General features: G+C 64.4%; 23 protein-coding genes. 11 read left to right on the forward strand and 12 right to left on the reverse strand.

Annotation, left to right across the window (positions count from 1 at the left end; genetic code table 11):
• The first annotated feature begins 7 nt into the window (after positions 1-7).
• From AC0L3P_RS26570 to AC0L3P_RS26585, 4 genes are read left to right on the forward strand one after another with little or no spacing between them, the layout of a single operon-like run.
• Positions 8-967 (forward strand): ABC transporter permease, encoded by a 960-nt coding sequence (locus AC0L3P_RS26570; protein WP_106941042.1) that lies wholly within the window; start codon positions 8-10, stop codon positions 965-967.
• Positions 933-1,850: an ABC transporter permease gene (locus tag AC0L3P_RS26575; protein ID WP_007597392.1), complete on the forward strand. Its 918-nt coding sequence runs from the start codon at positions 933-935 to the stop codon at positions 1,848-1,850. Before AC0L3P_RS26570 ends, AC0L3P_RS26575 begins: the two co-directional genes overlap by 35 nt.
• The gene (locus AC0L3P_RS26580) at positions 1,850-2,845 is read left to right on the forward strand and encodes an ABC transporter ATP-binding protein (RefSeq protein ID WP_473306412.1); all 996 of its coding nucleotides are present in this window, start codon (positions 1,850-1,852) and stop codon (positions 2,843-2,845) included. Before AC0L3P_RS26575 ends, AC0L3P_RS26580 begins: the two co-directional genes overlap by 1 nt.
• Positions 2,842-3,810, forward strand: coding sequence for an ABC transporter ATP-binding protein (locus tag AC0L3P_RS26585; protein ID WP_473306414.1), 969 nt, complete (start codon positions 2,842-2,844; stop codon positions 3,808-3,810). Before AC0L3P_RS26580 ends, AC0L3P_RS26585 begins: the two co-directional genes overlap by 4 nt.
• Positions 3,811-3,835: 25 nt before the next feature.
• Here AC0L3P_RS26585 and AC0L3P_RS26590 read toward each other — a convergent pair whose 3' ends face one another.
• Together AC0L3P_RS26590 and AC0L3P_RS26595 are read right to left on the reverse strand one after the other, a co-directional pair.
• The gene (locus tag AC0L3P_RS26590; protein WP_473306416.1) at positions 3,836-4,483 is read right to left on the reverse strand and encodes an HAD family hydrolase; all 648 of its coding nucleotides are present in this window, start codon (positions 4,481-4,483) and stop codon (positions 3,836-3,838) included.
• Positions 4,484-4,781: 298 nt separating this feature from the next.
• The gene (locus AC0L3P_RS26595) at positions 4,782-5,003 is read right to left on the reverse strand and encodes a dodecin (RefSeq protein ID WP_018453224.1); all 222 of its coding nucleotides are present in this window, start codon (positions 5,001-5,003) and stop codon (positions 4,782-4,784) included.
• Positions 5,004-5,296: 293 nt separating this feature from the next.
• Between AC0L3P_RS26595 and AC0L3P_RS26600 the strand changes: the two genes are divergently transcribed.
• Positions 5,297-6,298 carry a glycoside hydrolase family 16 protein gene (locus AC0L3P_RS26600; protein WP_473306419.1) on the forward strand — a complete coding sequence of 334 codons (1,002 nt, stop codon included), beginning with the start codon at positions 5,297-5,299 and terminating at the stop codon, positions 6,296-6,298.
• A gap of 2 nt (positions 6,299-6,300) precedes the next feature.
• Positions 6,301-7,782, forward strand: coding sequence for a GH1 family beta-glucosidase (locus AC0L3P_RS26605; protein ID WP_473306421.1), 1,482 nt, complete (start codon positions 6,301-6,303; stop codon positions 7,780-7,782).
• A 15-nt stretch (positions 7,783-7,797) separates the two neighbouring features.
• On the opposite strand, the gene AC0L3P_RS26610 is transcribed toward AC0L3P_RS26605, so the two are convergent.
• The 8 genes from AC0L3P_RS26610 to AC0L3P_RS26645 form a co-directional block, all read right to left on the reverse strand.
• The gene (locus AC0L3P_RS26610) at positions 7,798-8,355 is read right to left on the reverse strand and encodes an HNH endonuclease (RefSeq protein ID WP_007597381.1); all 558 of its coding nucleotides are present in this window, start codon (positions 8,353-8,355) and stop codon (positions 7,798-7,800) included.
• 214 nt (positions 8,356-8,569) lie between these two features.
• Positions 8,570-9,547 carry a peptidyl-alpha-hydroxyglycine alpha-amidating lyase family protein gene (locus tag AC0L3P_RS26615; RefSeq protein ID WP_473306424.1) on the reverse strand — a complete coding sequence of 326 codons (978 nt, stop codon included), beginning with the start codon at positions 9,545-9,547 and terminating at the stop codon, positions 8,570-8,572.
• A gap of 135 nt (positions 9,548-9,682) precedes the next feature.
• Entirely contained in the window at positions 9,683-11,458 is a 1,776-nt protein-coding gene (locus tag AC0L3P_RS26620; RefSeq protein WP_473306428.1) for an NAD(P)-binding domain-containing protein, read from the reverse strand.
• 260 nt (positions 11,459-11,718) lie between these two features.
• On the reverse strand, positions 11,719-12,351 hold the full coding sequence (locus AC0L3P_RS26625; protein ID WP_275170916.1) for a general stress protein: 633 nt from the start codon (positions 12,349-12,351) through the stop codon (positions 11,719-11,721).
• A gap of 12 nt (positions 12,352-12,363) precedes the next feature.
• Positions 12,364-12,684 (reverse strand): PepSY domain-containing protein, encoded by a 321-nt coding sequence (locus AC0L3P_RS26630; RefSeq protein WP_027514171.1) that lies wholly within the window; start codon positions 12,682-12,684, stop codon positions 12,364-12,366.
• A 177-nt stretch (positions 12,685-12,861) separates the two neighbouring features.
• Positions 12,862-14,370, reverse strand: coding sequence for an acyl-CoA synthetase (locus AC0L3P_RS26635; protein WP_473306431.1), 1,509 nt, complete (start codon positions 14,368-14,370; stop codon positions 12,862-12,864).
• Between the two features lie 22 nt (positions 14,371-14,392).
• Positions 14,393-15,577: an ABC transporter substrate-binding protein gene (locus AC0L3P_RS26640; protein WP_473306433.1), complete on the reverse strand. Its 1,185-nt coding sequence runs from the start codon at positions 15,575-15,577 to the stop codon at positions 14,393-14,395.
• A gap of 33 nt (positions 15,578-15,610) precedes the next feature.
• Entirely contained in the window at positions 15,611-16,585 is a 975-nt protein-coding gene (locus AC0L3P_RS26645; protein ID WP_473306436.1) for an NAD(P)H-dependent flavin oxidoreductase, read from the reverse strand.
• Positions 16,586-16,762: 177 nt separating this feature from the next.
• Here AC0L3P_RS26645 and AC0L3P_RS26650 point away from each other — a divergent pair, with 177 nt between their 5' ends.
• On the forward strand, positions 16,763-17,650 hold the full coding sequence (locus AC0L3P_RS26650; protein WP_354207852.1) for a LysR family transcriptional regulator: 888 nt from the start codon (positions 16,763-16,765) through the stop codon (positions 17,648-17,650).
• Here AC0L3P_RS26650 and AC0L3P_RS26655 read toward each other — a convergent pair.
• Positions 17,647-18,300, reverse strand: coding sequence for a DNA-3-methyladenine glycosylase family protein (locus tag AC0L3P_RS26655; RefSeq protein WP_354061132.1), 654 nt, complete (start codon positions 18,298-18,300; stop codon positions 17,647-17,649). The genes AC0L3P_RS26650 and AC0L3P_RS26655 overlap by 4 nt on opposite strands.
• Positions 18,301-18,523: 223 nt before the next feature.
• Between AC0L3P_RS26655 and gluQRS the strand changes: the two genes are divergently transcribed.
• Together gluQRS and AC0L3P_RS26665 are read left to right on the forward strand one after the other, a co-directional pair.
• Positions 18,524-19,396: a tRNA glutamyl-Q(34) synthetase GluQRS gene (gene gluQRS, locus AC0L3P_RS26660; RefSeq protein ID WP_473306438.1), complete on the forward strand. Its 873-nt coding sequence runs from the start codon at positions 18,524-18,526 to the stop codon at positions 19,394-19,396.
• A gap of 104 nt (positions 19,397-19,500) precedes the next feature.
• The gene (locus AC0L3P_RS26665) at positions 19,501-20,802 is read left to right on the forward strand and encodes an ATP-binding protein (RefSeq protein WP_473306441.1); all 1,302 of its coding nucleotides are present in this window, start codon (positions 19,501-19,503) and stop codon (positions 20,800-20,802) included.
• Here the strand turns inward: AC0L3P_RS26665 and AC0L3P_RS26670 are convergent.
• Positions 20,729-21,622, reverse strand: coding sequence for a YihY/virulence factor BrkB family protein (locus AC0L3P_RS26670; protein WP_275170925.1), 894 nt, complete (start codon positions 21,620-21,622; stop codon positions 20,729-20,731). The genes AC0L3P_RS26665 and AC0L3P_RS26670 overlap by 74 nt on opposite strands.
• A 204-nt stretch (positions 21,623-21,826) precedes the next feature.
• Here AC0L3P_RS26670 and AC0L3P_RS26675 point away from each other — a divergent pair, with 204 nt between their 5' ends.
• Both AC0L3P_RS26675 and AC0L3P_RS26680 read left to right on the forward strand, forming a co-directional pair.
• Positions 21,827-22,021 (forward strand): twin transmembrane helix small protein, encoded by a 195-nt coding sequence (locus AC0L3P_RS26675; RefSeq protein ID WP_247427614.1) that lies wholly within the window; start codon positions 21,827-21,829, stop codon positions 22,019-22,021.
• A gap of 1 nt (position 22,022) precedes the next feature.
• Positions 22,023-22,595, forward strand: coding sequence for a cob(I)yrinic acid a,c-diamide adenosyltransferase (locus AC0L3P_RS26680; protein WP_247285810.1), 573 nt, complete (start codon positions 22,023-22,025; stop codon positions 22,593-22,595).
• Positions 22,596-22,615 lie beyond the last annotated feature (20 nt).

Consider the following 22,615-nt stretch of genomic DNA (forward strand, 5'->3'; position numbering starts at 1 on the left):
CTTCTTCATGAGCCAGTATGTCCTGCGTCGCCTCCTGATCGCGATTCCGAGCCTGCTCGGAATTTCGCTCGTGCTGTTCGTCGTGCTCGCGCTAGCCCCGGGCGATCCCTTCTCGGAGCTGGCGACCAATCCGAACGTGCCGCCCGAAGTCGCTCTCGCGCTTCGGGCGAAGTTCGGCCTCGACGATCCGATCTACCTTCGTTACCTGCACTGGCTCAACGCCATGCTGCATGGCGACTGGGGTTTCTCCTTTGTCAGCCGGATGAACGTCGACACGCTCATTCTCCAGCGACTGCCAACGACGCTCTACGTGATCGGCTCGGCGCAGATTCTGGCGCTCCTGATCGCGATCCCGGTCGGGGTCTATGCCGCGACGAAGCCGTATTCGCTGTTCGACCAGGTTGCCAACACGCTGGCCTTCGTCGGCTTCTCGCTTCCGACCTTCTTCACCGGCATCCTGTTCATCCTGATCTTCTCGGTCACGCTGGACTGGCTGCCTTTCGTCTACACCACGGACATCAAGGGCACGGGCATTCACTGGCTGGCGGAGACGATCCGTCAGGCAATCATGCCGGTGGCGGTGCTCGGCCTGTTCCAGGCGGCGTCGATGACGCGCTTCGTGCGCTCGGCGATGCTCGACGTGATCCGGCTCGACTACGTCACCACCGCGCGCGCCAAGGGCATCGGCCAGCGGCGGGTGATTATCAAGCACGTGATGCGCAACGCGATGATCCCGGTCGTCACGCTGATTGCGTTGCAAATCCCGGCGGTGTTCGGCGGCGCCATCGTCACCGAGCAGATTTTCCGCATCCCCGGCATCGGCTCGCTGCTGATCTCCTCCATCCTTTCCAACGACACGCCGGTGGTGATGGCCGTCACCTTCGTCTTTGCGTGCCTGGTCGTGCTGTTCAATCTCATCGCGGACGTTCTTTATGGCTGGCTTGACCCTCGCATCTCCCTCCGCTGAGCGGCGCGTCTACTCGCCCTGGCGCGAGACGTGGCGGCGCTATAGCCGCCACAAGCTTGCCGTGGTCAGTGCGTTCCTGCTCCTCGTTCTGATCCTGGCGGTGGTGGTCGGCCCCTTTATCTGGCGGGTCAAGATCGACGACATCGATATCGTGGCGGGCATGCAGGGGCCGTCGCTGGCCCATCCTTTCGGCACCGACGATCTCGGGCAGGACATCCTCGCCCGCATGATCTATGGCGGGCGCATCTCGCTCGCGGTCGGCCTCGCCGCGATGCTGGTCTCAGTCTTTGTCGGCGTGCTGATCGGCGCGCTCGCCGGCATGTCGCGCGGTGCGCTCGGTCATGGGCTGATGTGGCTCACCGATCTCTTTCTGTCGCTGCCGCAATTGCCCCTGCTGCTGCTGCTGATCTATCTCTTCCGCGACGGGCTGAAGGCGGCTTTCGGCCCCGAGGGCGGCATTTTCATCCTGATCGTGCTCGTGATCGGTGGCTTGCGCTGGATGCCGGTTGCGCGCCTCGTTCGCGCCCAGTTCCTGTCGATTCGCGAGAAGGAATTCGTCGAAGCCGCGCGCGCTCTCGGGGCAAGCCCGGTGCGGCAGGTGGTGCGCCATATCCTGCCCAATGCCCTCGGTCCGGTGATCATCGCCGGCACCATCGACGTGGCCGCCGCCATCATCGCGGAATCGACGCTGTCCTTCCTCGGCCTCGGCTTCCCTCCGGATACGCCGACCTGGGGTCGGCTGCTCTATGACGCCAAGGATTTTCTCGACATCGGCCCGCACTGGGCGCTGTTTCCGGGCGGCGCGATCTTCATCGCGGTGGTCGCCATCAACTTCATCGGCGACGGCTTGCGTGACGCGCTCGATGCGCGGCGGGTGATCTGATGGCGCCGCTGCTCGAGATCAAGGGACTGAAAACCCACTTCTCCACCGACGACGGCATCCTCCAGGCCGTCGATGGAGTCGACATCTCCATCAACCGCGGCGAGACGCTCTGCGTCGTCGGCGAATCCGGCTGCGGCAAGACCGTCACCGCGATGTCGATCCTGAAGCTGATCGCGATGCCGCCGGGCCGCATCGCAGCGGGCGAGATCATCTTCGAGGGCCGCGATCTCGTGCCGCTGACGAGCAGTCAGCTCGACGAGATCCGCGCCAAGGAGATCGGCTTCATCTTCCAGGAGCCGATGACCTCGCTCAATCCGGTGCTGACCATCGGCGAGCAGATCGCCGAAAGCCTGCGCCGCCATGAGAACGTCACCAGGAAACAGGCGCTCGAGCGCACCATCGAAATGCTCAAGCTGGTGCAGATTCCCAACGCCGAAGGCCGCGTGCACAACTATCCGCATCAGTTCTCCGGCGGCATGCGTCAGCGCGTGATGATCGCGATGGCGCTCGCCTGCAAGCCGAAGCTGATCATCGCCGACGAGCCCACCACGGCCCTCGACGTCACCATTCAGGCGCAGATCCTCGACTTGCTCCAGGATATGAAGGAACGTTTCGGCATGGCGGTGATGCTGATCACCCATGCCATGGGCGTCGTCGCCGAGACCGCGCAGCGCGTCGTGGTGATGTACGCCGGCAAGGTGGTGGAGGAGGCGCCTGTCGACGACCTTTTCGGCAATCCCGGCCATCCCTATACCCAGGGACTGATCCGCTCGATCCCGCGCATCGATCTCGACAGCGAGCACAAGGTGAGGCTGGAGGCGATCGGCGGCTCGGTGCCGATCCTGATCAATCCGCCGGTCGGCTGCCGCTTCGCTCCACGCTGCCGCCACGCCATGAGCGTCTGCACCGAGAGGGAGCCGCTGCTGCGCGCGATCGCGCCCGGCCACCGCATGGCCTGTCATCTGGGAGATACGCAGTTGGGAGGCGCAGCATGACCGAGCCCTTGCTCCACGTCAGCGGCCTAAAGAAATATTTTCCCGTGCATGGCGGCCTGTTGTCGCGTCAGGTCGGCAGCGTTTATGCGGTGGACGGGGTCTCGTTCTCGGTCAACCGAGGCGAGACGCTCGGCCTCGTCGGCGAATCCGGCTGCGGCAAGTCGACGACGGGACGCTGCGTGCTGCGCCTGATCGAGCCGACCGACGGGGAGGTCGTGTTCGATGGTCAGGATGTTCGCCAGCTCGGCGGCACCGATTTGCGCGCGATGCGGCGGAACATGCAGCTCGTGTTCCAGGACCCGTTCGCCTCCCTCAATCCGCGGATGACGGTCGGCGCCATCCTCGGCGAAGCGCTGATCATCCATAAGCTCGGCTCATCGGCCAAGGAGCGGGAGGATCGCGTCGCGAGCCTGCTGGTGAAGGTGGGGCTCAAGGCCGAGCACATGCGCCGCTATCCGCATGAGTTTTCCGGCGGTCAGCGCCAGCGCATCGTGATCGCGCGTGCGCTCGCGGTCGAGCCGAAACTGATCGTCTGCGACGAACCGGTGTCGGCGCTCGACGTCTCGATCCAGGCGCAGGTCATCAACTTGCTGGAGGATCTCCAGGCCGAGCTGAACCTCACCTATCTCTTCGTCGCGCACGATTTGTCGGTGGTCGAGCACATCTCCGACCGCGTCGCGGTGATGTATCTTGGCCGTATCGTCGAGCTCGCCAAGGCCAGCGACCTCTACCGCAATCCGCAGCATCCCTACACGAGGGCGCTGCTATCAGCGGTGCCGGTGCCCGATCCCAAGCTCAAGCGCGAGCGCATCCGCCTCAAGGGCGACGTTCCGAGCCCGATGAAGCCGCCGTCGGGCTGCCACTTCCACACCCGCTGTCCTATCGCCCAGCCGCGTTGCGCCGAAAGCGCGCCGGAGCTGAAGGAGGGAGCGGGCGGGCACCTTGTGGCGTGCCATCTCGCCTGATGCCGGGAGAAAACGGAGCGTGCATTCATGCGTGAAGCAGGCCGTGCTCCGAAAGGGCCTGCCTGAACGCCTCAACCGAGGTGTGGTGATGCCCGAACAGACCCGCCTCTCGCGCGCCGGCGACATTGGCCATGAGATCGTCGACGAACAGGACGCTCTCCGGTTTGACCTCGAGCTCGGACAGACAGAGGCGGAAGCAGCGAGGGTCAGGCTTCGCCGTCTTGAACCGGGCCGAGGCGTAGATTCGCGAGCTGAACAGCGCCGGCAATTCCGGCAGCAGCGCTGCGATATGGTCGGCGACCAGCGTGGTGTTGTTGGTCAGGACGGCAATGTCGACGGTTTGACGCAAGCTGCCGGCAATCTCCAGCATGGCACGATCGGCCTGCATTGAACGGCGTCGCGCCTCGATCCACTCGTCCAGTGATAGCGGATAGCCGATGCGCTCGCCGAAACCCCGCAAATAGTCCGCGGCATCGAGAGTGCCGGAATCGCCGAGCAGCTCGAAGCCGCTGTCCCAGATCGCCTTGTGGACGGATTCGCTCGTAGTCCCCGCAAGCTTCGCCAGCCATGCGACACGCTTTGCCCTGTCGTAGTCGCAGTGGACATTGTCCATGTCGAAGAGGACGAGCTTGATTCCACCAGTCACAGCGGCACTCTCGGACTGGCCGAACATCCGGCCGTGATCCAAGCCATACCGCGCTAACGCGCAGGCGACAAATCCGGAGCAACGATCGATCCCGTCACGCGCTCCTCGCGGGCCAGGGGACGACCTGTCCTGACATCACCAGCCGGCCACGGCCGTTGTCCTTGGCGGTGTAGAGCGCGCGATCGGCGGCGCCGAAGCGTGCTGCAGTCCGTCGTGGCTTGGGACGGCAGACTCGTCGCGGCGCCAACATGCAGTCATCAGGCGGGAGGGGGATTGTCGCGCTAACCAGGCTGGCTCAAGCGTCGGCTTGGCCCGGTGTTCTGCCTCACTCGTCCAGAGTGAAGCCGACGCGCAGCGTAACCTGGTAGTGGCGCACGGCACCGTTCTCGATATGGCCGCGCGTTTGCACCACCTCGAACCATTTCATCTCGCGAACGGTCTTGGCGGCCCGGCTGACCGCGTTCTTGATCGCGTCCTCGATCGAGGTCTCGGACGATCCGACCAGTTCCAGGATCTTGTAGACGTGATCCGTCTCGCTTGTGGCCATGACTATTCTCCCCTTGTGCTGTGGCAGGGCTGGACACGTCTGGCGCGGACCGTTGGCGTGCGCGAGACATCCGGCCTTCACTCTGAACGGTCGGCGGCGCATCGAGTTCCGTCCCCGGCGAGAGCCTGCCGGGCACCGCCCTGGCGCCTTCATTTTTTATAAGTGCACGAAAATCTGGATCGCATGTCCGGCCAGCGCTCCCGAATTGACGCGCGGTCGCGGGCCTGCCCTTGCCCGTTCCGATACGGGCGAGCTAACTTCGGCCTTTCCTCTGGCATCTTCGAAGAGCGGTGATGATCGCGCGTTGGACGAGGGGCGCTCTGGCTGCGATCGGTCTCTGCGTAGTGCCTGCGCCGGCCATCGCGCAGGACGATCTCGACGGTGCCCCGGTGACCATGTCGCTGCAGGTGACGACCGATCCCTCCGCCATCGCGTGCCGCCGGCTGGAAACGGTCAATCCGGCCTCGCTAATCTTCTTGCCGCTGCGCCGGACCTTCAACGAGGATTTTGACGAGCATCCGCTGACGAACGGACGGTGGGTGCCGCATTACGCCGGCGGTGCGGCCTGGCCGGAGGCGCGCTACTGGGGTGGCGACGGCTCCGACTTCAAGCGCAAGACCAGCGCCAATGGCGAGCAGCAGATCTACGTCGATCCGCGCTACGCGGGGCGAGCCGCGGCGCCGCTCGGGCTCGATCCGTTCAAGGTCAAGGACGGCGTGCTGTCGATCGTCGCCAGCCGCACCCCGCCGGAATTGAAACCGGTGCTGTTCAACAACGAGTACATTTCCGGGATACTCACGACCCAGGGCACGTTCGCGCAGAAGCACGGTTATTTCGAGATCCGCGCCAAGGTGCCGGTTGGGCATGCGGTGTGGCCGGCGTTCTGGATGCTGGCGGATGACGGCGGCTGGCCGCCGGAGGTCGACGTGCTGGAAGGCCGCGGCGAAAAGCCGGGTGATCTCGTGATGACGACGCATTGGCGGATTCCCTCGACCCAGAAGATCCAGTCCTGCGGCTTCGACTTCGCGGTCGGCGACGCTTCGAGCGCATTTCACACTTACGGTGTATTGTGGGAAGAGGATCGCCTGGTCTATTTCATCGACCGCAGGCCGGTGTCCGACATCAAGGTGCCGATCGGTTTCGACGATCCCATGTACATGATCGTCAATCTCGCAATCGGATCGAAATTCTTTCTCGGCGTCGGACCGGTCGACGCGGAGTCGCCCTCGACCGTTGCATTCGAGATCGACCGCATATCCGTCTATCAGATCGATATGGAGCAGGCCCGGAGATAGCAATGGCAGCTGATTTCTCGCGGCGCGATTTTGCAAAGCTCGCCGGCCTTGCGGCGGTCGGCGCAACGGCAGGTGTCAAGGCTGACGAGAAGGCTGCGGTAGATGAAACGCTGATCGTGCCCGACCGCCACGCGCCCGCGCCTTTCCCGAAGGATTTTCTCTGGGGCACGGCGACTTCGTCCTATCAGATCGAAGGCGCCGTCGACGAGGACGGTCGCGGCAAGTCGATCTGGGACACCTTCAGTCACACGCCCGGCAAGATCGAGGACGGTACGACCGGCGACCGCGCCAACGAACACTATCATCGCTACAAGGACGACGTGACGCTGATCAAGGCGCTCGGCGTCAAGGCTTACCGTTTCTCGATCGCCTGGCCGCGGGTGTTTCCGGAAGGATCGGGACAACCCAATCCCAAAGGGCTCGACTTCTACAACCGTCTCGTCGACGAGCTGCTCGCGAACGGCATCGAGCCCTTCGCCACGCTCTATCACTGGGACCTTCCGCAGGCGCTCCAGGACCGCGTCGGCGGCTGGCAGTCCAGCGACACCTCGAAGGCTTTTGCCGACTACGCCGCCTACGTCGCCCAGCGCCTGACCGATCGCGTGAAGAATATTTTCACCGTCAACGAGGTCGGGCGCTTCGTGAATTTCGGCTATGGCTGGGGCATCGACGCGCCCGGACTCAAGCTGCCGGCGGCGCTGCTCAATCAGGCCCGCCATCACGTCGCGCTGGCGCATGGGCTGGCGGTGCATGCGATCCGCGCCTCAGGGCGCGCCGGCACCCGCGTCGGCGCGGCCGAGAACATTGCCGCCTGCGTGCCGGCGATCGCGACACCCGAAAACATCCGCGCGGCCGAGATCGCGACGCGCGAGCTCAACGCCGGCTTCCTCGGTGTGGTGCTGGAGGGCAAATACACCGACGGTTTCCTCGCCTATGCCGGCGCGGACGCTCCGAAATTCACGCCTGATGAATTGAAGATCATCGGCACGCCGAACGACTTCGTCGGCCTCAACATATACGCGCCACAATATTACATCACGGCCTCCGATCGTGCGCCCGGCTTCCGCGTGCTGCCGTTTCCGATCTCGTTCCCGCACATGAACTCGGAATGGTTACGAGTCGGCCCCGAGGTCATCTATTGGGCACCGCGCATCGCCGCAAAGATCTGGAACATCGACGATATCTATATCAGCGAGAACGGTACCTCGTCGGAGGACAAGCTCGCCGCCGACGGCCAGGTCTACGACCTCGACCGCATCATGTTCCTGCGCAACTACCTGACCCAGATGCAGCGCGCGATTACCGAAGGCGTCCCAATTCGCGGCTATTTCCTGTGGAGCCTGATGGACAATTTCGAATGGATTTTTGGTTACGGAAAGCGGTTTGGCCTGTACCGGGTCGATTTCGAGACGCAGGCGAGGGTGCCAAAGCTGAGCGCGGCGTTCTATCGCGACGTGGTCGCGCGGAATGCGATCGGGATGTGAGACCAGACGCAGACCTTACGGATCCAGCTCCGTATCCCAGTAGAGATAATCCAGCCAGCTGTCGTGCAGATAGTTCGGTGGGAACAGGCGGCCGTTGCGGTGGAGCTGGTGCACGGTCGGCGCGAACGCGTGTTGGCGCGGAAACATCTTGGCCTGCACCGGCGTCAGATTGCCCTTGCGCAGATTGCAGGGCGAGCACGCCGCGACCACGTTCTCCCAGGTGGTCTGGCCGCCTTTGCTGCGCGGAATGATGTGGTCGAAGGTGAGGTCTTCGGGCGAGCCGCAATATTGGCAGGCGAAACGATCGCGCAGGAAGACGTTGAATCGGGTGAAGGCAGGATGGGTGGTCGGCTTGACGAAGGATTTGAGCGAGACGACGCTCGGCAGCTGCATTTGCAGCGTGGGACTATGGACCGCCTGATCGTAATGCGCGACGATGTTGACGCGGTCGAGGAATACCGCCTTGATCGCGTCCTGCCACGACCACAAAGACAGTGGATAGTAACTCAGCGGCCGGAAGTCCGCATTCAGCACCAACACCGGCCAATGGCCTTGCGAGACATGTGCGTTCAAGTAACGCTCCTGGCCTCCAATGTACGCTGCGAAGCAGCACGTAACTGACATACTACATGCAGCGTGACGGGATTGTGAAGCCCGTCGAGCGACTTATTCCGGCACAAGCAATGCGGCACGGGGGTGGCAAACCGCGCAAAACGCCGTGATTTCCAGGTCCGAGGCCGTGGCGGCAGCGTCCTCCTGACAGCGCAACGTGGATATGCCGAGGCAGCTACTCCCGTACCCGCTCCAGCTTCTGCAAACATCGCGTCGCGCGCACCGCGGCCGGCATCTCCTCATCCGGAAAGCTGGTCTTCCAGTCGGTGACGCCGACCTCGCCGACATAGATGTCGCCCCTGGAATCCAGCGCAATGCCATGCGGTGCCAGGAACTTGCCGCTCGCAACGCCCGGGCCTTCTTCGCCGCCGAGCCGCGCGATGCGGTTGCCCTTGGCGTCCACGATCGAGAGCCGCGGGCCGAGATTGGGCACCTTGCGGTTGACCGCGAGGCCGGGCCCGAGTTCTCCGATGACGAAGGTCGGGCTCTTGCCCCCGCCGCAGCAGCATAGCGCACAAGGGCGGTGCAGATTGTTCCACTGCGTCTCGTATTTGCCGTTGCCGTCGAACACCTGCACGCGGTGGTTCTCGCGGTCGGCGACATAGACAAAGCCGTCGGCGTCGGCCGCGATGTTGTGCACGATGTTGAACTGGCCGGGATCGGTGCCGGGCTCACCCCAGCTTGTCATCAGCTTGCCATCGGGCGTGAATTTGTGCACGCGCGCATTGCCATAGCCGTCGGAAACGTAGATTTCGCCCTTCGGCGACAGCGCCGTGTGGGTACAGCGGTGGAAGGGGTCGCCGCTCATGAACGGCGACGGTTTCTCCGGGATGCCGATCGTCAGCAGCACCTTGCCGTCGGTGGTGCACTTGCGCACGGTGTGGTCGCCGTCGTCGGTGCAATAGAGGTTGTCGTCGGCATCGATGTGCAGGCCGTGGGCGCGCGAGAACAGGCCTTCGCCCCAACTGCGCAAGAAATTGCCCTCGCGGTCCAGCACGACCATCGGATGGGCCCCGCGGTTGAAGACGTAGACGCGGTCCTTGCTGTCGACCGCGACCGAAGCGACGTCGGTGAGCTGCCATCCGTGCGGCAGCTTTGCGAAGTTTTCAACGACGCGGTAGCGGTGCTCGCCGGTGCCGAGAATGGCTGGCATGGGTGTTCTCCTCTTATTCGTGTCGGCGATGCGCGATCGTCTCCACACTGTCATTGCGAGCGCAGCGAAGCAATCCAGACTGTCTCTCCGAATAGACACTGGATTGCTTCGCTGCGCTCGCAACGACGAGGAGGCTCAAATTGCGCCCGCCTCACGCCCCAAAATCCCTTCCTCGATCGCCTTGATCTGGAGCGCGAGATATTTCGAGTTGATCCGGCATTGCGCGAGGCTGCCGGCGATGAACCAGAGGCCGGGTTGCCCAGTGCGCGCATACATGTTGCGCAGCTCGAGGCCGTCGCCAAAGCCCCAGATCGGGCCGACGCGGTCGGCGACGCCGTCGCCGAACAGTTTCCGCACCAGATATTCCTGTGTCTTGTAACCGGTCGAAAGCACGATCAGGTCGGCCGGAAGGGTCGTGCCGTCCTTCATCCGCGCTCCCTCGGCGACGAAGCTCTCGATGTCGGAAAACTGCCTGAGCTTGATCGCACCCTCGACGATGAGGTTGGAGCAGCCGACATTGAAATAATAGCCGCCGCCACGGGTGAGATATTTGAACTGCCAGCCGGTGCCGGCCTCGCCGAAATCGAGCTTGAAGCCGATTTTGCGCAGGCCGTCGAGCAGCTCGTTATCGAGCTGCTTCGACTGTTCCGTCAGCATCACATGGGTCTTCTTCGCCAGCGGCGTCGGCATCGAGGCCGCGATCAAATCGTTGTCCTCGAGCGTGCCCTCATTGTAGGTCGCGTAGGCAAGTTGGGCCGACGGCTCGATATTGGTGACCAGCGTGGGTGAACGCTGCACCAACGTCACTTCTGCGCCACTGGAGTGAAGATCCTGCGCGATGTCGTGGCCGCTATTGCCGGTGCCGATGACGATGGCGCGTTTGCCTGTCCAGCTCTCGCCGTCCTCGTAGCGGCTCGAATGCAGCAGCGTGCCCTTGAAGTTTTCGAGGGTCGGAATGACAGGCACATTGGCGATGCCGCTGACGCCGGTCGCCATCACTACATGGCGCGGGTGCATGGTCCGTTTGCCGCCGTCGGCGCCTCGCAACGTGACGGTCCAACTGCCCTTGGCATCGTCGTAGGCGCCGCCTTCGAATTCGGTCCCGGTCCAGAAGTTCAGCTCCATCGCGTCGACGTAAGCTTCGAACCAGTTGGCGAGCTTGTCCTTGGGGATATAGGTCGGCCAGTTCGGCGGAAACGGCATGTAGGGCAAATGATTGACTTGCACCTGGTTATGCAGGGTCAGCGCGTGGTAACGTTTGCGCCAATTGTCCCCGATCCGCGCCTCGCGATCGACGATCAGTGTGTCGATCTTCAACTGCTTCAGCCGAGCCGCAATCGCGAGCCCGGCCTGGCCGCCGCCGACCACCAGCACGGCTGGATCGCGATCGGTGTAGTCGCGCGAGGCGTTGCGCAGGTCGAGCCAGTTCGGTCCACGGAAGTCGCGCGAATAAGCCTGGCCGCGCGGCCGCGAGGTGCCGAGCTGCTCCTCGAAGCCCTTGAGCTCGTCGAGCGCGGTGAGGAGCGTCCACGCTTTCAGGCGGTCGCCGTCGGTAGCGTCGGGCACAAGCCTCGCGATGCCGCTGCCGCGCCCCAGTGCGGTTTCGAAATCGAAGATCGCTTCGATCGTGTTGGTCCCGGCACGCGTCACCCAGCGCGGTGGCGCTCGGTTCGGCGCGATCTTGAAGCTGCCCGGTGCGACCTTTGCCGCGAGCGTTGTCAGCTCCCGCTTGATCGAGTCGCCGCCGGCGATGGTTTGCAGGTTCCAGCTCAGTGCCAGCACATCGCGCCAATAGCTGTCGGCGAGGAAAAGAGGGTCCAGCCCAGCGCCACCGGGTACGCCAAGCGTGCGCTCGAATTCATCGAGCCAGGCTTGCGCGGATGCGGCAATATCCTTCGTCCTGTCCAGCATGCGCGACCTCGTGCCGTCTTCGCGGCGTTTCCTCTAGGGTCGAAAGCTATACTGTTTCGCTGACGGCCAATAGCCGATTACCCGAGCAGTGAGAGCATGTGCCCCTGCTTCAGCGGAATGCGCCCGTCAGCCCGTGAGAGAGACCTGCGGCACTCTCGCGGTGTTTGAGAACGGACACGCGAAAAAGGCTCCACCTCGGTGGAGCCTCCCTCGCGCTCTTGGGATTCACAGCCGCTCGCGTCGCGGCGAGCGGAACATCCCTACCTCACCCGCGTGCCGGCGCCGTACAACTCACGCTCACGGCCGACATCGTCAGGCGACAGCGGCGGGCTTGCGGCGTCGAAGCCGTTCCAGCCGGACTTTTGCCAGGCGGCGCTCCGTTCCTGCAGGTTCACGGCCTTCTCGTGCAATAGGGCATCGAGACGTGAGCGGTCCTGGTCGGGCACCCGCGCCGATACCAGCGTTCCGCCGCGACGGACGCCCTCCGCGTACCGCGACGCATCATCCTTGGAAACGCCGGCTTCGGTCAGCGCACCAACGATGCCGCCCGTCGCGGCGCCCGCTGCGGCACCAACTGCCGTAGAAGCCAGCCATCCGGCAGCAACCACCGGCCCGAGCCCCGGAATAGCCAGCAAGCCGAGTCCTGCAAGCAGGCCCGCCGCGCTTCCGATTCCAGCGCCGATGCCGGCGCCCGTACCGGCGCCTTCGGCGCGGTCATCGACGCCGTCGCGGTCACGGTCGACCTTGCCGGTGGAGGAGGAGCCGTACCAATTATCGGAGTTGTTCGCGACGATGCTGATGTCGGAGTGCGGCACGCCCGCGGCCTCCAGACGCCTGACCGCACGTTCCGCATCCGAATAGGTGTCATAAAGTCGAGAAATGGTGGTGGTCATGTTTTATCCTCCTTACTTGGCGGGGTTCACGTTGCCCTGGAAATCGACGCTCACGTCCGCCTTGGTCCCAGCCTTGTCGGCCTTGCCGCGCCAGACGCCGTTGTCGTCCTTTTGCAGGCCGGAAACATTGGAATAGCCCGCGCCCTCGATCTTCGACTTCGCCTGTCCCTCGGTGAAGCTGTTGCGGCCTGCGACTGGTGCGTTGGAGTTGTTGTGATCAGAGCTGTTGACGGCGTTGTTGCCCGGGCCGCTTTGTGCCTTTTGGGACTGTGCGCTTACGGGCATTGATCCGAGCAGCAGGACAGCCGCAGCGAGCGAAATTAGACGTGACATAGTTTATCCTCCGGCAGTGATTGTGCCGGTCGACAACAGACGAGATTCGAATTGGTTGCTCTTCCATTTGCGACGGAAGCGCGCGTCTTCAAACTGCTCGATATTGAAGAGGCCCAGGAACGATTGCCACTCGTTCCCGTTTATACGGTCTCGCTCTCTCGGACGCGTCGCCTGTTTTCACGCCGTCCAATAGGGCTCCCGCAGCTTGCGCTTGAAAATCTTTCCCGTGGCCTCGCGCGGGAGCGCGTCGCGGAATTCGACGTCCTTGGGCACCTTGAAATTGGCAAGCCGCTCGCGCAGGAACGATCGGACAGCGTCGGCCGAGAGCTCGGCATCCGATTCAGGCTCGACAAAGGCGCACAGCCGTTCGCCGAATTCCGCGTCCGGGACGCCGAACACGGCACAGTCGCGCACGCCGGGCATTCCGATCAGCGCGTTCTCAATCTCCGCGGGATAGATGTTGACGCCGCCGGAGATCACCATGTCGCGCTTGCGGTCGCACAGGAACAGATAGCCGTCCTCGTCGAGGTAACCGACGTCGCCGACGCTGACGAGGCCGTCACGGCCGGCCTCGGTCCTCGCCTGCGACCTGCCGTGATAGTCGAAATCGGGCACCGCCATCTGGCGCATGTAGATTTCGCCGACTTCGCTGGCACCGCACGGGCTGCCATCGTCGCGGAAGATCCTGACGATGCCGCCTTCGATGGCGCGGCCGACCGTCCCGGGCTTCTTCAGTGCTTCCTCGGCCGAGTGCCACACCGGGATCCCGGTCTCGGTGGAGCCGAAATACTCGTTGATGACCGGTCCCCACCAGTCGATCATGGCGCGCTTGACGTCTGGCGGGCAGGGGGCGGCGCCGTGCACGACGAAACGCAGCGACGACAGGTCGTAACGCTGTCTGACCGCTTCGGGCAACCGCAGCAGTCGGACGAACATGGTCGGCACCATGTGAATATGCGTGACGCGGTGGCGCTCGATCAGCGCCAGCAGTTCCTCCGCATCGAACCGCGCCTGGAGAATGATGGTGCAGCTGCTCCGAAATGCCAACATGCCGTAGGAATGCGGCGCCGAGTGATACATCGGGCCGTTGATCAGCACAATTTGGTCTTCCCGCGGCTTGATGCCATAGGCGATCCCGCCCACGCGTTCGGAGGCGGCCGCCTGTTCGGGCTGCATCGGCATGCGCCGCACGCCCTTCGGCATGCCGGTGGTGCCCGATGTGTAGATCATCGCTGCGGCTCGCCGCGGCGGCTCCTGCGCTTGCGGATGGTCGTCGCGCCAGCGGTCCCAATCGGTCAGTCCCACCGGGATTTCGGTCAGCTCCCGAGGGATCGAGAAGGTCGCTGCGAGTTCGGGTGGCGTCGCAACGACCAGGAGAAGCACATCCGGCGGTACGCCGTCGCCGATCTGCGGCAGCAAATCGGCATGGCACACCAGGATCTTCGCTCCGCTGTCGGCCAGGATGTAACGGACCTCCTCGGCTTTCAAATGCCAGTTGATCGGCACCACCGGACTGCCCAGCGCGGCGGAGGCCGCAACCACCTCGAACAGGGCGAAATCGTTGCGCAGCATCATCGCGACGGGCGTGGCCTCGGCAAGCCCCAGGGCGCGGAAGCCGCTCATCGCCCGCTTGATTCGGGCCCGGATGTCGTCATAGCTGATCTGGCGTTCGCCGCTGATGATCATGGCGTCTCCTCATTCCGCTCGTCTAGCGATCATCCAGCACGTCGCCGAAGCCGACCCAGCTCTTGCCGTTGAAGCGCCGCAGCTGAAGCTGCTGGAACGGCAGATAGTCGTCGGGAGCGGTCGTAACAGCCATTCCCGGCAGCAGCAGCGGCAGCTTCACATCCTTCAGCGAGGCCGCCTGGCGCAGGATGTTGTCGCGGCTGACATCATCCTTGCACGCCTTCAGCACCGTCATCAGCAGCGTGGCATAGTGATAGCCCGCGGCGTAGTTGGAGTTGGAGAGGTCCGCGGTCGGCATGTAGCGCTTCATGAAGGCGAAATATTCCTTCACGCCGGGATCGTCGGCCCATTGCGGGTCCATCGTGTCCTTCTGGTTGCTCGACGAGATCAGACCAACGGCGTTGTCGAGGCCCGCCGGCTCCAGAAACGAGATCGAGGACGCCGAGGTCGGCACGAAAAACAGCTCCGGCTTCCAGCCGATCTCGGCCACGCCCTTGACCATCTGCGAGGTGAACTTGCCGAGCACGACGCCGAACAGCACGTTGGCGCCTGAGGCCTTCAGCGTCGAGAGCTGCGAACTGATCGTCGGCGCGCTGGTCTCGTAGCTTGCTTCCGCGATGATCATGCTTGCGGCCTTGGGCCCGAGCGCGCGCTTGAAGCCGGCGACATAGTCGCGGCCGAAATCGTCGTTCTGCGACAGGATCGCGATCTTGGCGTCCGGCTTGGTCTGCAAAATATATTTGGCATAGACCACGCCCTCGGATTCGTAGGCCGCCATGCCGGGCATCGTCCACGGGTTCTTCTGTGGTTCGGCCCATTTGGTGGCGCCGGAGAGCACGAATAGCTGCGGCACTTTCCTGGCGTTGAGATAGCGCTGCACGGCGCTGTTGGTGGCGGTGCCGAGCGAGCCGAACATCATCAGCACCTCCTCTTGCTCCACCAGCTTGCGGGTCTGCTCGACGGTCTTCGGCGGCGAATAGGCGTCGTCCAGCGTGATGAACTTGACCTTGCGGCCGTTGATGCCACCTTCGGCATTGACCTTCTCGAAGAACGCTTCCTGCGTCCGTCCGATTGCGCCGAAGCCGGAGGCCGGGCCGCTGTAGGGCAGGGTCTGCCCGATGCGAATCTCGTCGCTGCCTTCGGCATGGGCGCTGCCGCCAGCGAGCGTCAGCAACGACATGCCGATCAGTGCGGCTGCCAGCTTCATGGTGTCCTCCCGTTTTATTGTCGGTCCGAGTCCTTAGGCGCTGGCGCGCATCAGGAAATCCTCTCGGGCCTGATCGAGTTCTCGTTTCATCCGGTCGACGAGCTCGGCGACCGGCGGTGCATCGGCGATCTGGCCGATGCCCTGGCCCGAGCCCCAGATGTCGCGCCACGCCTTGGACTTCATGTTGCCGCCGGAGCCGAAGTTCATCTTGGTCTTGTCGGCGGCCGGCAGATTGTCCGGATCGAGACCAGCCGCGGCGATCGAAGGGCCGAGATAGTTGCCGTGCACGCCGGTGAAGAGGTTGGTGTAGACGATGTCGTGCGCGGCGTGCTGCGTCAGCGCCGACTTGTAGGCTTCGTCAGCGTTGGCTTCCTTCGTCGCGATGAAGCGCGTGCCCATATAGGCGAGGTCGGCGCCCAGCGTCAGGGCGGAGGCGATTGCGAAGCCGTCGCTGATTGCGCCCGACAGCAGGATCGCGCCGTCGAACCATTGCTTGACCTCGCGTACCAGCGCGAAAGGCGAGAGCGTTCCTGCATGTCCGCCAGCGCCGGCGCAGACCAGGATCAGGCCGTCGACACCTTGCTCGGCGGCCTTGCGCGCGTGCTTGACGTTGATGACGTCGTGGAACACGAGGCCGCCGTAGGAATGTGCGGCCTCGACGAGCTCGGCGGGCGGTCGCAGCGAGGTAATGATGATGGGCGCCCTGTGCTTCACACAGGTCTCCATGTCCTTCATCAGCCGGTCGTTGGAGGCGTGGCAGATCTGGTTGACGGCGTAGGGCGCGACCTTCTTGCCGGGATTGCGCGACTTGTATTCGCCGAGTTCATTCTCGATGCGGCTCAGCCACTCGTCGAGCTTTTCCACCGGACGGGCATTGAGCGCCGGAAACGAGCCGACGATACCGGCCTTGCACTGGGCGATCACCAGCTCCGGGCCTGAGACGAGGAAGAGCGGCGAGCCGACCACGGGCAGCTCGAGCGAATCCTTCAAGAGAGCGGGCAGCGCCATGATGTCCTCCCGAAAACGCAGCCCGCCGGCAGGCGGATGACGAGGCGTTTCCCTGTTGATTGTCGCGGGCGAGTTGCCGCCCATGTTTCATTTCACGCCATTATAGGGGTTGGAGTGCGGCCTCCCATCGTTCAATATTGAACAGACAACTATTCAGATTTGAACAGAGTGCCGCTGATGGACTGGGACCTATGCAAGACCTTCGTCGCCGTCGCCGATACCGGCAGCTTCACCGGCGCGGCACGTCGGCTGCACAGCAGCCATCCCACCGTCAGCCGCAAGATCGCGGCGCTGGAAGCCCAACTCGGCACCAGGCTGGTGGCGCGCGCCGCCGACGGCCTGGCGCTAACCGCGGATGGACGGACACTGCGCGAGCACGCCGAGGCGATGGCGGCGGCGGCGCTGCGGGCGGAGACAGCAGTCTCGGCGGGAGGGCACAAGGCGCGCGGTACCGTCAAGCTGTCGATCGGCGCGACGCTGGCCTCGCATTGGCTGATGCCGCGCCTGCCTGCGTTCCTGCGCGCGCATGATCACGTCCAGCTCGAGATCATCACCCATCCGTTTCCGGCCAGCGTGCGCCGGCGCGAGGCGGACGTGGTGCTGCGGCCTTTCGACAGCGGCGAGGAAAATCTGGTCGGCCGCAAGATCGGCCGTCTCGGCACGGGATTCTACGCCTCACGCGACTACGCCGGCGGGCGGTCCTTGCCTGAACGGCGCGGCGAGTGGAAGGGGCATAGTGTCATCGGTTTCGCCGACCAGACCTCCAACGTCCAGCTTGCGCGCTGGAGCGACGTCGTCACACGTCAGGCCAGGGTGGTGATGCGCTGCTCGTCCCAGGGCGACATGCTGGCGGCGGTCCGCGCCGGACTCGGAATCTCCGCCCTGTCGTGCTTTGTCGCCGAAAGCTATCCCGATCTCGTGCGCGTCGCGCCGCAGAAGCTCGCCAGCGTGGCGGACCTGTGGCTGCTCGCCCATCCCGACCTCGTCGAACTGCCGGCGGTGCGGGCCGTCATCGACTTCGTCGCCGATTGCGCCCGGACCGATCGCGTTCGGCTGCGGGGCTAAGCTGATCCCGCGATGACGCCTTCGCGTTTTTTTACCGCGCGATAATAGCTCCACCACAGATGCGCCGCCGCACCGCGCAGGGGGCGCCAGGGTTCGGCGAGTGGCGCCATCTGCTTCTCCGTCGGCCGCGCCTGCAAGCCGAGCCCGATGCGGATGCCTTCTTGCACGGCGAGGTCGCCGGCCGGCCAGGCGTCGCCATGGCCGAGGCAGAACAGCAGGTAGACGTCCGCCGTCCACGGTCCGATGCCGGGCAGTGCGATCAGCGTGTGATGCGCGGCATCGGCGTCTTCTTCTGCGAGCACGTCGAGGTTCAGTCGCTGTGCGGTGATCTCGCGTGCGAGATGTTTCAGCGTCTTGATCTTGGCGGCGGACAGGCCGAGCCGCCCCAGCCGGTCGGTGCGGGCGCGGCGCACCGCCTCGTGATCGAACGGATCGAACGCGGCGGACAGCCGTCCCCAGATCGCTGCAGCGCTCGCTGTGGAGAGCTGCTGTCCGCAAACGATGTGGGCAAGCCCCGCAAAGCCCGGCTCGCGCCGGCGCAATGCCGGCATGCCGGCGGTCGCGAGCACGGGCTTCAGCCGCGGATCGCGCTTGATGAGCGCGTGGACGGCCTCTTCGAGATCGGATTGGGTTTCGAGGTGGATGGTCATGGCAATCGTCAACTCTCTCCGGCGTCATGGCCAGGCTTCCACGCGGCCATCCACGTCTTTCCAACCGTGCATTATTATTAGCACGGCTGGGGTCATCGCATTGTCGGCGATCTTGACACGATCGGTGCGCCGCACCGAAGAACGTGGATGGCCGGGACACAGGCGAGCGGAAGCGACGCCGTCCGTCTGGACGGCTATGCCTGGCCATGATGAATTCCGAAGCATGTCGCCACCCGTTTTCCGATTTGCCCCCAGCCCGAATGGCTACCTGCATCTCGGCCACGCTTATTCCGCGCTGCTCAATTTCGATCGCGCGCGCGAGACCGGCGGGCGGTTTTTGTTGCGGATCGAGGACATCGACACGACGCGTTGCCGACCGGAATATGAGACAGCGATCTACGAAGACCTCGCCTGGCTCGGCATTGCCTGGGAGACGCCGGTGCGGCGGCAGTCGGAGCATCTCGACGCGTATCGGGCGGCGCTGGACAGGCTCTCGGCGCTCGGCGTGGTCTATCCCGCCTTCGAAAGCCGCGCCGAGATCGCAAGGCTGGTTACGGCGCGTGAAGCGGATGGGCCGTGGCCGCGCGATCCCGACGGCGCGCCGCTCTATCCCGGCAATGCCGGATCGCTGTCCGCTGACGAGCGCGACCGCCTCATCGACACCGGCGCGCCTTACGCGCTTCGGCTCGACATGGCGGCGGCCTGCCGCCGCGCCGTCGGCCTGAGCTGGAACGAACTGGGCGAGGGGCCCGATGGTGAGCGTGGTGTCGTCCCGGCGCGGCCAGAAGCCTGGGGCGACGTCATTGTAGCCCGCAAGGAGACGCCAACGAGCTACCATCTGTCCGTCGTTGTCGACGATGCGCTCCAGGACATCAGCGAAATCGTGCGGGGCCAGGACCTGTTTCACGCCACTTCGGTCCACCGTCTGCTTCAGGCTCTGCTCCGCCTGCCCGAACCCGTCTACCGCCACCATGGGCTAGTTCGCGACGAGGGCGGCCGGAAGCTGTCGAAATCAACCAGCTCGACCGGCCTTCGTGAACTGCGCGCTGCCGGCGCCACGCCGGCCGGTATCCGCCAGCTGGTGGGATTAGGTTAAGTTTCTCTGGGGGTTAGCCAAACGGCGCCGTGACTCCAGGTGTTCCGCCGTGCCATGCTCGCCTGACAGCCCGGGGTTCGAAGGCGATACTTCGAAGGGGAGTTATGGCGGCGAAAACGCGCGCAGCGCGCACTACGGGGACGTCCAAGCGAGTGGCTGGGAAGCGCTCCGGGCCGACCGCCCGGTTGCGCAAGCGCAGCACCAAGCGTGTCGAGCCGGACGTCGTCCAGGCCGCGCTTGCCGCCTTTGCCCATGAGGTCCGCACCCCCCTGACCGGCATTCTCGCGATCAGCGACCTGCTCGCGACTTCGGATCTCGGTGAACGGGAAAGACGCTGGGCCGACACGATCAAGGCCGGTGCCGAGCATCTGGCGAACCTTGCCACCCTGTTCGTCGATGCGGCCAGAACCGGCAAGGGGACGGGCAAGGGCGTCGGAGGTGGAAGCACGCTGCGGCAGGATTTGTTCGACCTGCGGACCCTTGCCCGCAACGCTGGCGATTCGCTGGCCGGTCGCGCCGCGGCCAAGGGTCTCCAGGCCGAGGTCGATATCTCGGAGAAGCTGCCGGGGCTGGTGGTCGGTGATCCCGTCCGCCTGCGCGCCGCGCTCGAGAATCTGATCGACAATGCCGTGAAATTCACCGAGCACGGCGGCGTGGCGCTCACGGTCGCGCCTTGGCGTTCCGCCAAGAGCAAGGGAAAGACCAAGAGCAGAGGCAAAGCCAAGGGCAAAGGCAGCGTCGGTGTCGCCTTCGCGGTGTCCGACAGCGGCATCGGCCTCACCATGGCCGAGATCAAGCGGCTGTTCCGCCCGTTTACCCAGGCCAATGTCACCATTGCCTCGCGCTTCGGCGGCGCCGGCCTGGGCCTGTCGTCGGTGAAGCAACTGGCGCGCGCGATGGGCGGCGACATCACGGTCGCCCCTCGGCCCGGCGGCGGCGCCACCTTCACGTTGACGGTGTCGGTGGATGCCACGGGATCGGGCAAGTCCAGCAAGTCGAAGGGCGAAGCCGAGATGGATGCGGTCCCGGCGCTGCGCTTGCTCAGCGTCGAGGACAATCCGTTCGGGCGCGTCGTGCTCAACACCATCCTGACCGAGCTCGGCCATCATGCCGAGTTCATCGGGCGCGGCGAGGACGCGGTGAACCGGCTTGCGCAGGGCGCCTTCGACGCGGTGCTGATGGACATGGTGCTGCCGGGCATCAATGGCGTCGAGGCGATCAGGCGGATCCGCACCATGGCGACGCCGCTGGCTCAGATCCCCATCATCGGGGTGTCCGGTCGCGGCGAGGACGAAGTCGCCTCACGCGAGGCTGGCGCCGACGCCTTTCTGGTCAAGCCTGTGTCTCCGCGGGCGCTAGCGACTGCGCTGCTTGCAGCGACACGCCGTGAGGAAGCCGCGACTTGATGATCGCGGCGTTGAGTTCGCCGCCGTAGACGAAGATCGCGGCGATGAAATACAGGAACACCAGCGCGATGATCACCGAGGCGAGCCCGGCATACATCGTCACGTAATTGTTGGCGAAGCGCGCGAGGTACTGGCCGAATACGATGCCCGAGATCAGCGACGCCACGATGGTGAAGACGATGCCGGGCAGGATCTGGAGGAACCGGCGCCGTCCCGCCGGCAGCCAGGTATGCAGGATCATCAACGCCACCACCAACGCGCCGACGGTGATGCCGTAGCGCAGCCAGGTGAGGATCCTCTCGTTGGATTCAACGAACAGCGGAATGTGCGCACGCGCGGCCTCGATGAGCAGCGGTCCGAGCACGATCAGGAATGCCATGGCGAGCGCGGTGAAGGCCGCAATCAGCGTGTAGGCGATCGATTCCAGCCGTAGCCAGTACCAGGGCCGCATCTCCACGACCGCATAGGCGCGGTTCAGTGCGACCCGCAGCGCCTCGACGCCGTTGGAGGCGAAGTAGACCGACAGCACCGCGCCGATGGTGAATAGGCCGGTGCGGGTCGTGGTCAGCACGTCGTGGACTTCCCCCGAGATCGAATCCGCGACCTGCTTGGGCCAGACCTGGAGCATGAGGCTTGCAGCCTGGTCGGCGAGTTCCTTGGAGCCGAAGAAGCCGGCGAGCGATGTCAGGACGATCAGGAACGGGAATAGCGCCATCAGCGTCGACAGCGCGATATGGCTCGCGATCGCCCAGCCATCGTCGGCCAGGAACGTGTAGAACGCGTCCATCACGACGACGTAGATGGTGCGGATTGCCTTCACGCGCCACCTGCACTGCTGTTGCTGCTTCCTCTTTCCGCGCGCGGGAAACGCATTCCGACCTCTCCCCGCAGGCGGGGAGAGGCGAAGAGGATGGGCAATTCGCGCAAATCGGAAATCATCTAGCTAGCTTCTGATATTATTGGCTTAAAAGCCAGATCGGGAACGCCATGGCGGACCGGCGCGCAGGGTGTTATCTACCCTCGAATGGCATCTCTCCTGAGTACTTTCATCCTGCCGATCGCGGTCGGCGCCGTGGCGTTGGTGCTGCTGCTCGGTCTCATCAACATGATGCGCGGCGGCTCGCCCAGCACCTCGCAGAAGCTGATGCGCTGGCGCGTGCTGCTTCAGTTCGTGGCGATCGTCATCGCGATGGTCGCCGTATGGGCGATGGGGCGTTAACATGGTCGTGCTCAACCGCATCTATACGAAAACCGGTGACGACGGCACGACAGCGCTCGGCTCGGGCGAACGCCGGCCGAAATACGATCTGCGCATCGAGGCCTATGGCACGGTCGACGAGACCAATGCTGCGATCGGCGTGGTCCGGCTTCACACCAGGGATGCCCCCGAGCTCGACGCGATGCTTGGCCGCATCCAGAACGATCTGTTCGACCTCGGCGCGGACCTCGCGGTGCCCGAACGTGAGGGCAAGGCGGAGCGGCTGCGGGTGGTGGCGAGCCAGGTCGAGCGACTCGAGCGCGACATCGACGCGCTCAACGACAAGCTGGCACCCCTGACCTCCTTCGTGCTGCCGGGCGGCACGCCCGCCGCCGCCTACCTCCATGTCGCCCGCACGATTTGCCGCAGGGCGGAACGCGTGATGGTGGAACTGGCGGCCCGGCCGGAAGAGCCTGTTGGTGCCGCTGGCATCCAGTATATGAATCGCCTGTCAGACTTCCTGTTCGTCGCCAGCCGCGCCAGTAACGATGACGGCGCCGGCGACGTGCTCTGGGTTCCGGGCCAGAATCGCTGACCCATTAGGCCGCGCATTTC

The sequence above is a fragment of the Bradyrhizobium sp. WSM4874 genome, assembly GCF_055811835.1.

Bases quoted from the DNA above. Each gene is read 5' to 3' on its own strand.
- AC0L3P_RS26570 (WP_106941042.1), top strand. From the start codon at position 8: ATGAGCCAGTATGTCCTGCGTCGCCTCCTGATCGCGATTCCGAGCCTG.
- AC0L3P_RS26575 (WP_007597392.1), top strand. From the start codon at position 933: ATGGCTGGCTTGACCCTCGCATCTCCCTCCGCTGAGCGGCGCGTCTAC.
- AC0L3P_RS26580 (WP_473306412.1), top strand. From the start codon at position 1,850: ATGGCGCCGCTGCTCGAGATCAAGGGACTGAAAACCCACTTCTCCACC.
- AC0L3P_RS26585 (WP_473306414.1), top strand. From the start codon at position 2,842: ATGACCGAGCCCTTGCTCCACGTCAGCGGCCTAAAGAAATATTTTCCC.
- AC0L3P_RS26590 (WP_473306416.1), bottom strand. From the start codon at position 4,483: ATGTTCGGCCAGTCCGAGAGTGCCGCTGTGACTGGTGGAATCAAGCTC.
- AC0L3P_RS26595 (WP_018453224.1), bottom strand. From the start codon at position 5,003: ATGGCCACAAGCGAGACGGATCACGTCTACAAGATCCTGGAACTGGTC.
- AC0L3P_RS26600 (WP_473306419.1), top strand. From the start codon at position 5,297: ATGATCGCGCGTTGGACGAGGGGCGCTCTGGCTGCGATCGGTCTCTGC.
- AC0L3P_RS26605 (WP_473306421.1), top strand. From the start codon at position 6,301: ATGGCAGCTGATTTCTCGCGGCGCGATTTTGCAAAGCTCGCCGGCCTT.
- AC0L3P_RS26615 (WP_473306424.1), bottom strand. From the start codon at position 9,547: ATGCCAGCCATTCTCGGCACCGGCGAGCACCGCTACCGCGTCGTTGAA.
- AC0L3P_RS26620 (WP_473306428.1), bottom strand. From the start codon at position 11,458: ATGCTGGACAGGACGAAGGATATTGCCGCATCCGCGCAAGCCTGGCTC.
- AC0L3P_RS26625 (WP_275170916.1), bottom strand. From the start codon at position 12,351: ATGACCACCACCATTTCTCGACTTTATGACACCTATTCGGATGCGGAA.
- AC0L3P_RS26630 (WP_027514171.1), bottom strand. From the start codon at position 12,684: ATGTCACGTCTAATTTCGCTCGCTGCGGCTGTCCTGCTGCTCGGATCA.
- AC0L3P_RS26635 (WP_473306431.1), bottom strand. From the start codon at position 14,370: ATGATCATCAGCGGCGAACGCCAGATCAGCTATGACGACATCCGGGCC.
- AC0L3P_RS26640 (WP_473306433.1), bottom strand. From the start codon at position 15,577: ATGAAGCTGGCAGCCGCACTGATCGGCATGTCGTTGCTGACGCTCGCT.
- AC0L3P_RS26645 (WP_473306436.1), bottom strand. From the start codon at position 16,585: ATGGCGCTGCCCGCTCTCTTGAAGGATTCGCTCGAGCTGCCCGTGGTC.
- AC0L3P_RS26650 (WP_354207852.1), top strand. From the start codon at position 16,763: ATGGACTGGGACCTATGCAAGACCTTCGTCGCCGTCGCCGATACCGGC.
- AC0L3P_RS26655 (WP_354061132.1), bottom strand. From the start codon at position 18,300: ATGACCATCCACCTCGAAACCCAATCCGATCTCGAAGAGGCCGTCCAC.
- gluQRS (WP_473306438.1), top strand. From the start codon at position 18,524: ATGTCGCCACCCGTTTTCCGATTTGCCCCCAGCCCGAATGGCTACCTG.
- AC0L3P_RS26665 (WP_473306441.1), top strand. From the start codon at position 19,501: ATGGCGGCGAAAACGCGCGCAGCGCGCACTACGGGGACGTCCAAGCGA.
- AC0L3P_RS26675 (WP_247427614.1), top strand. From the start codon at position 21,827: ATGGCATCTCTCCTGAGTACTTTCATCCTGCCGATCGCGGTCGGCGCC.
- AC0L3P_RS26680 (WP_247285810.1), top strand. From the start codon at position 22,023: ATGGTCGTGCTCAACCGCATCTATACGAAAACCGGTGACGACGGCACG.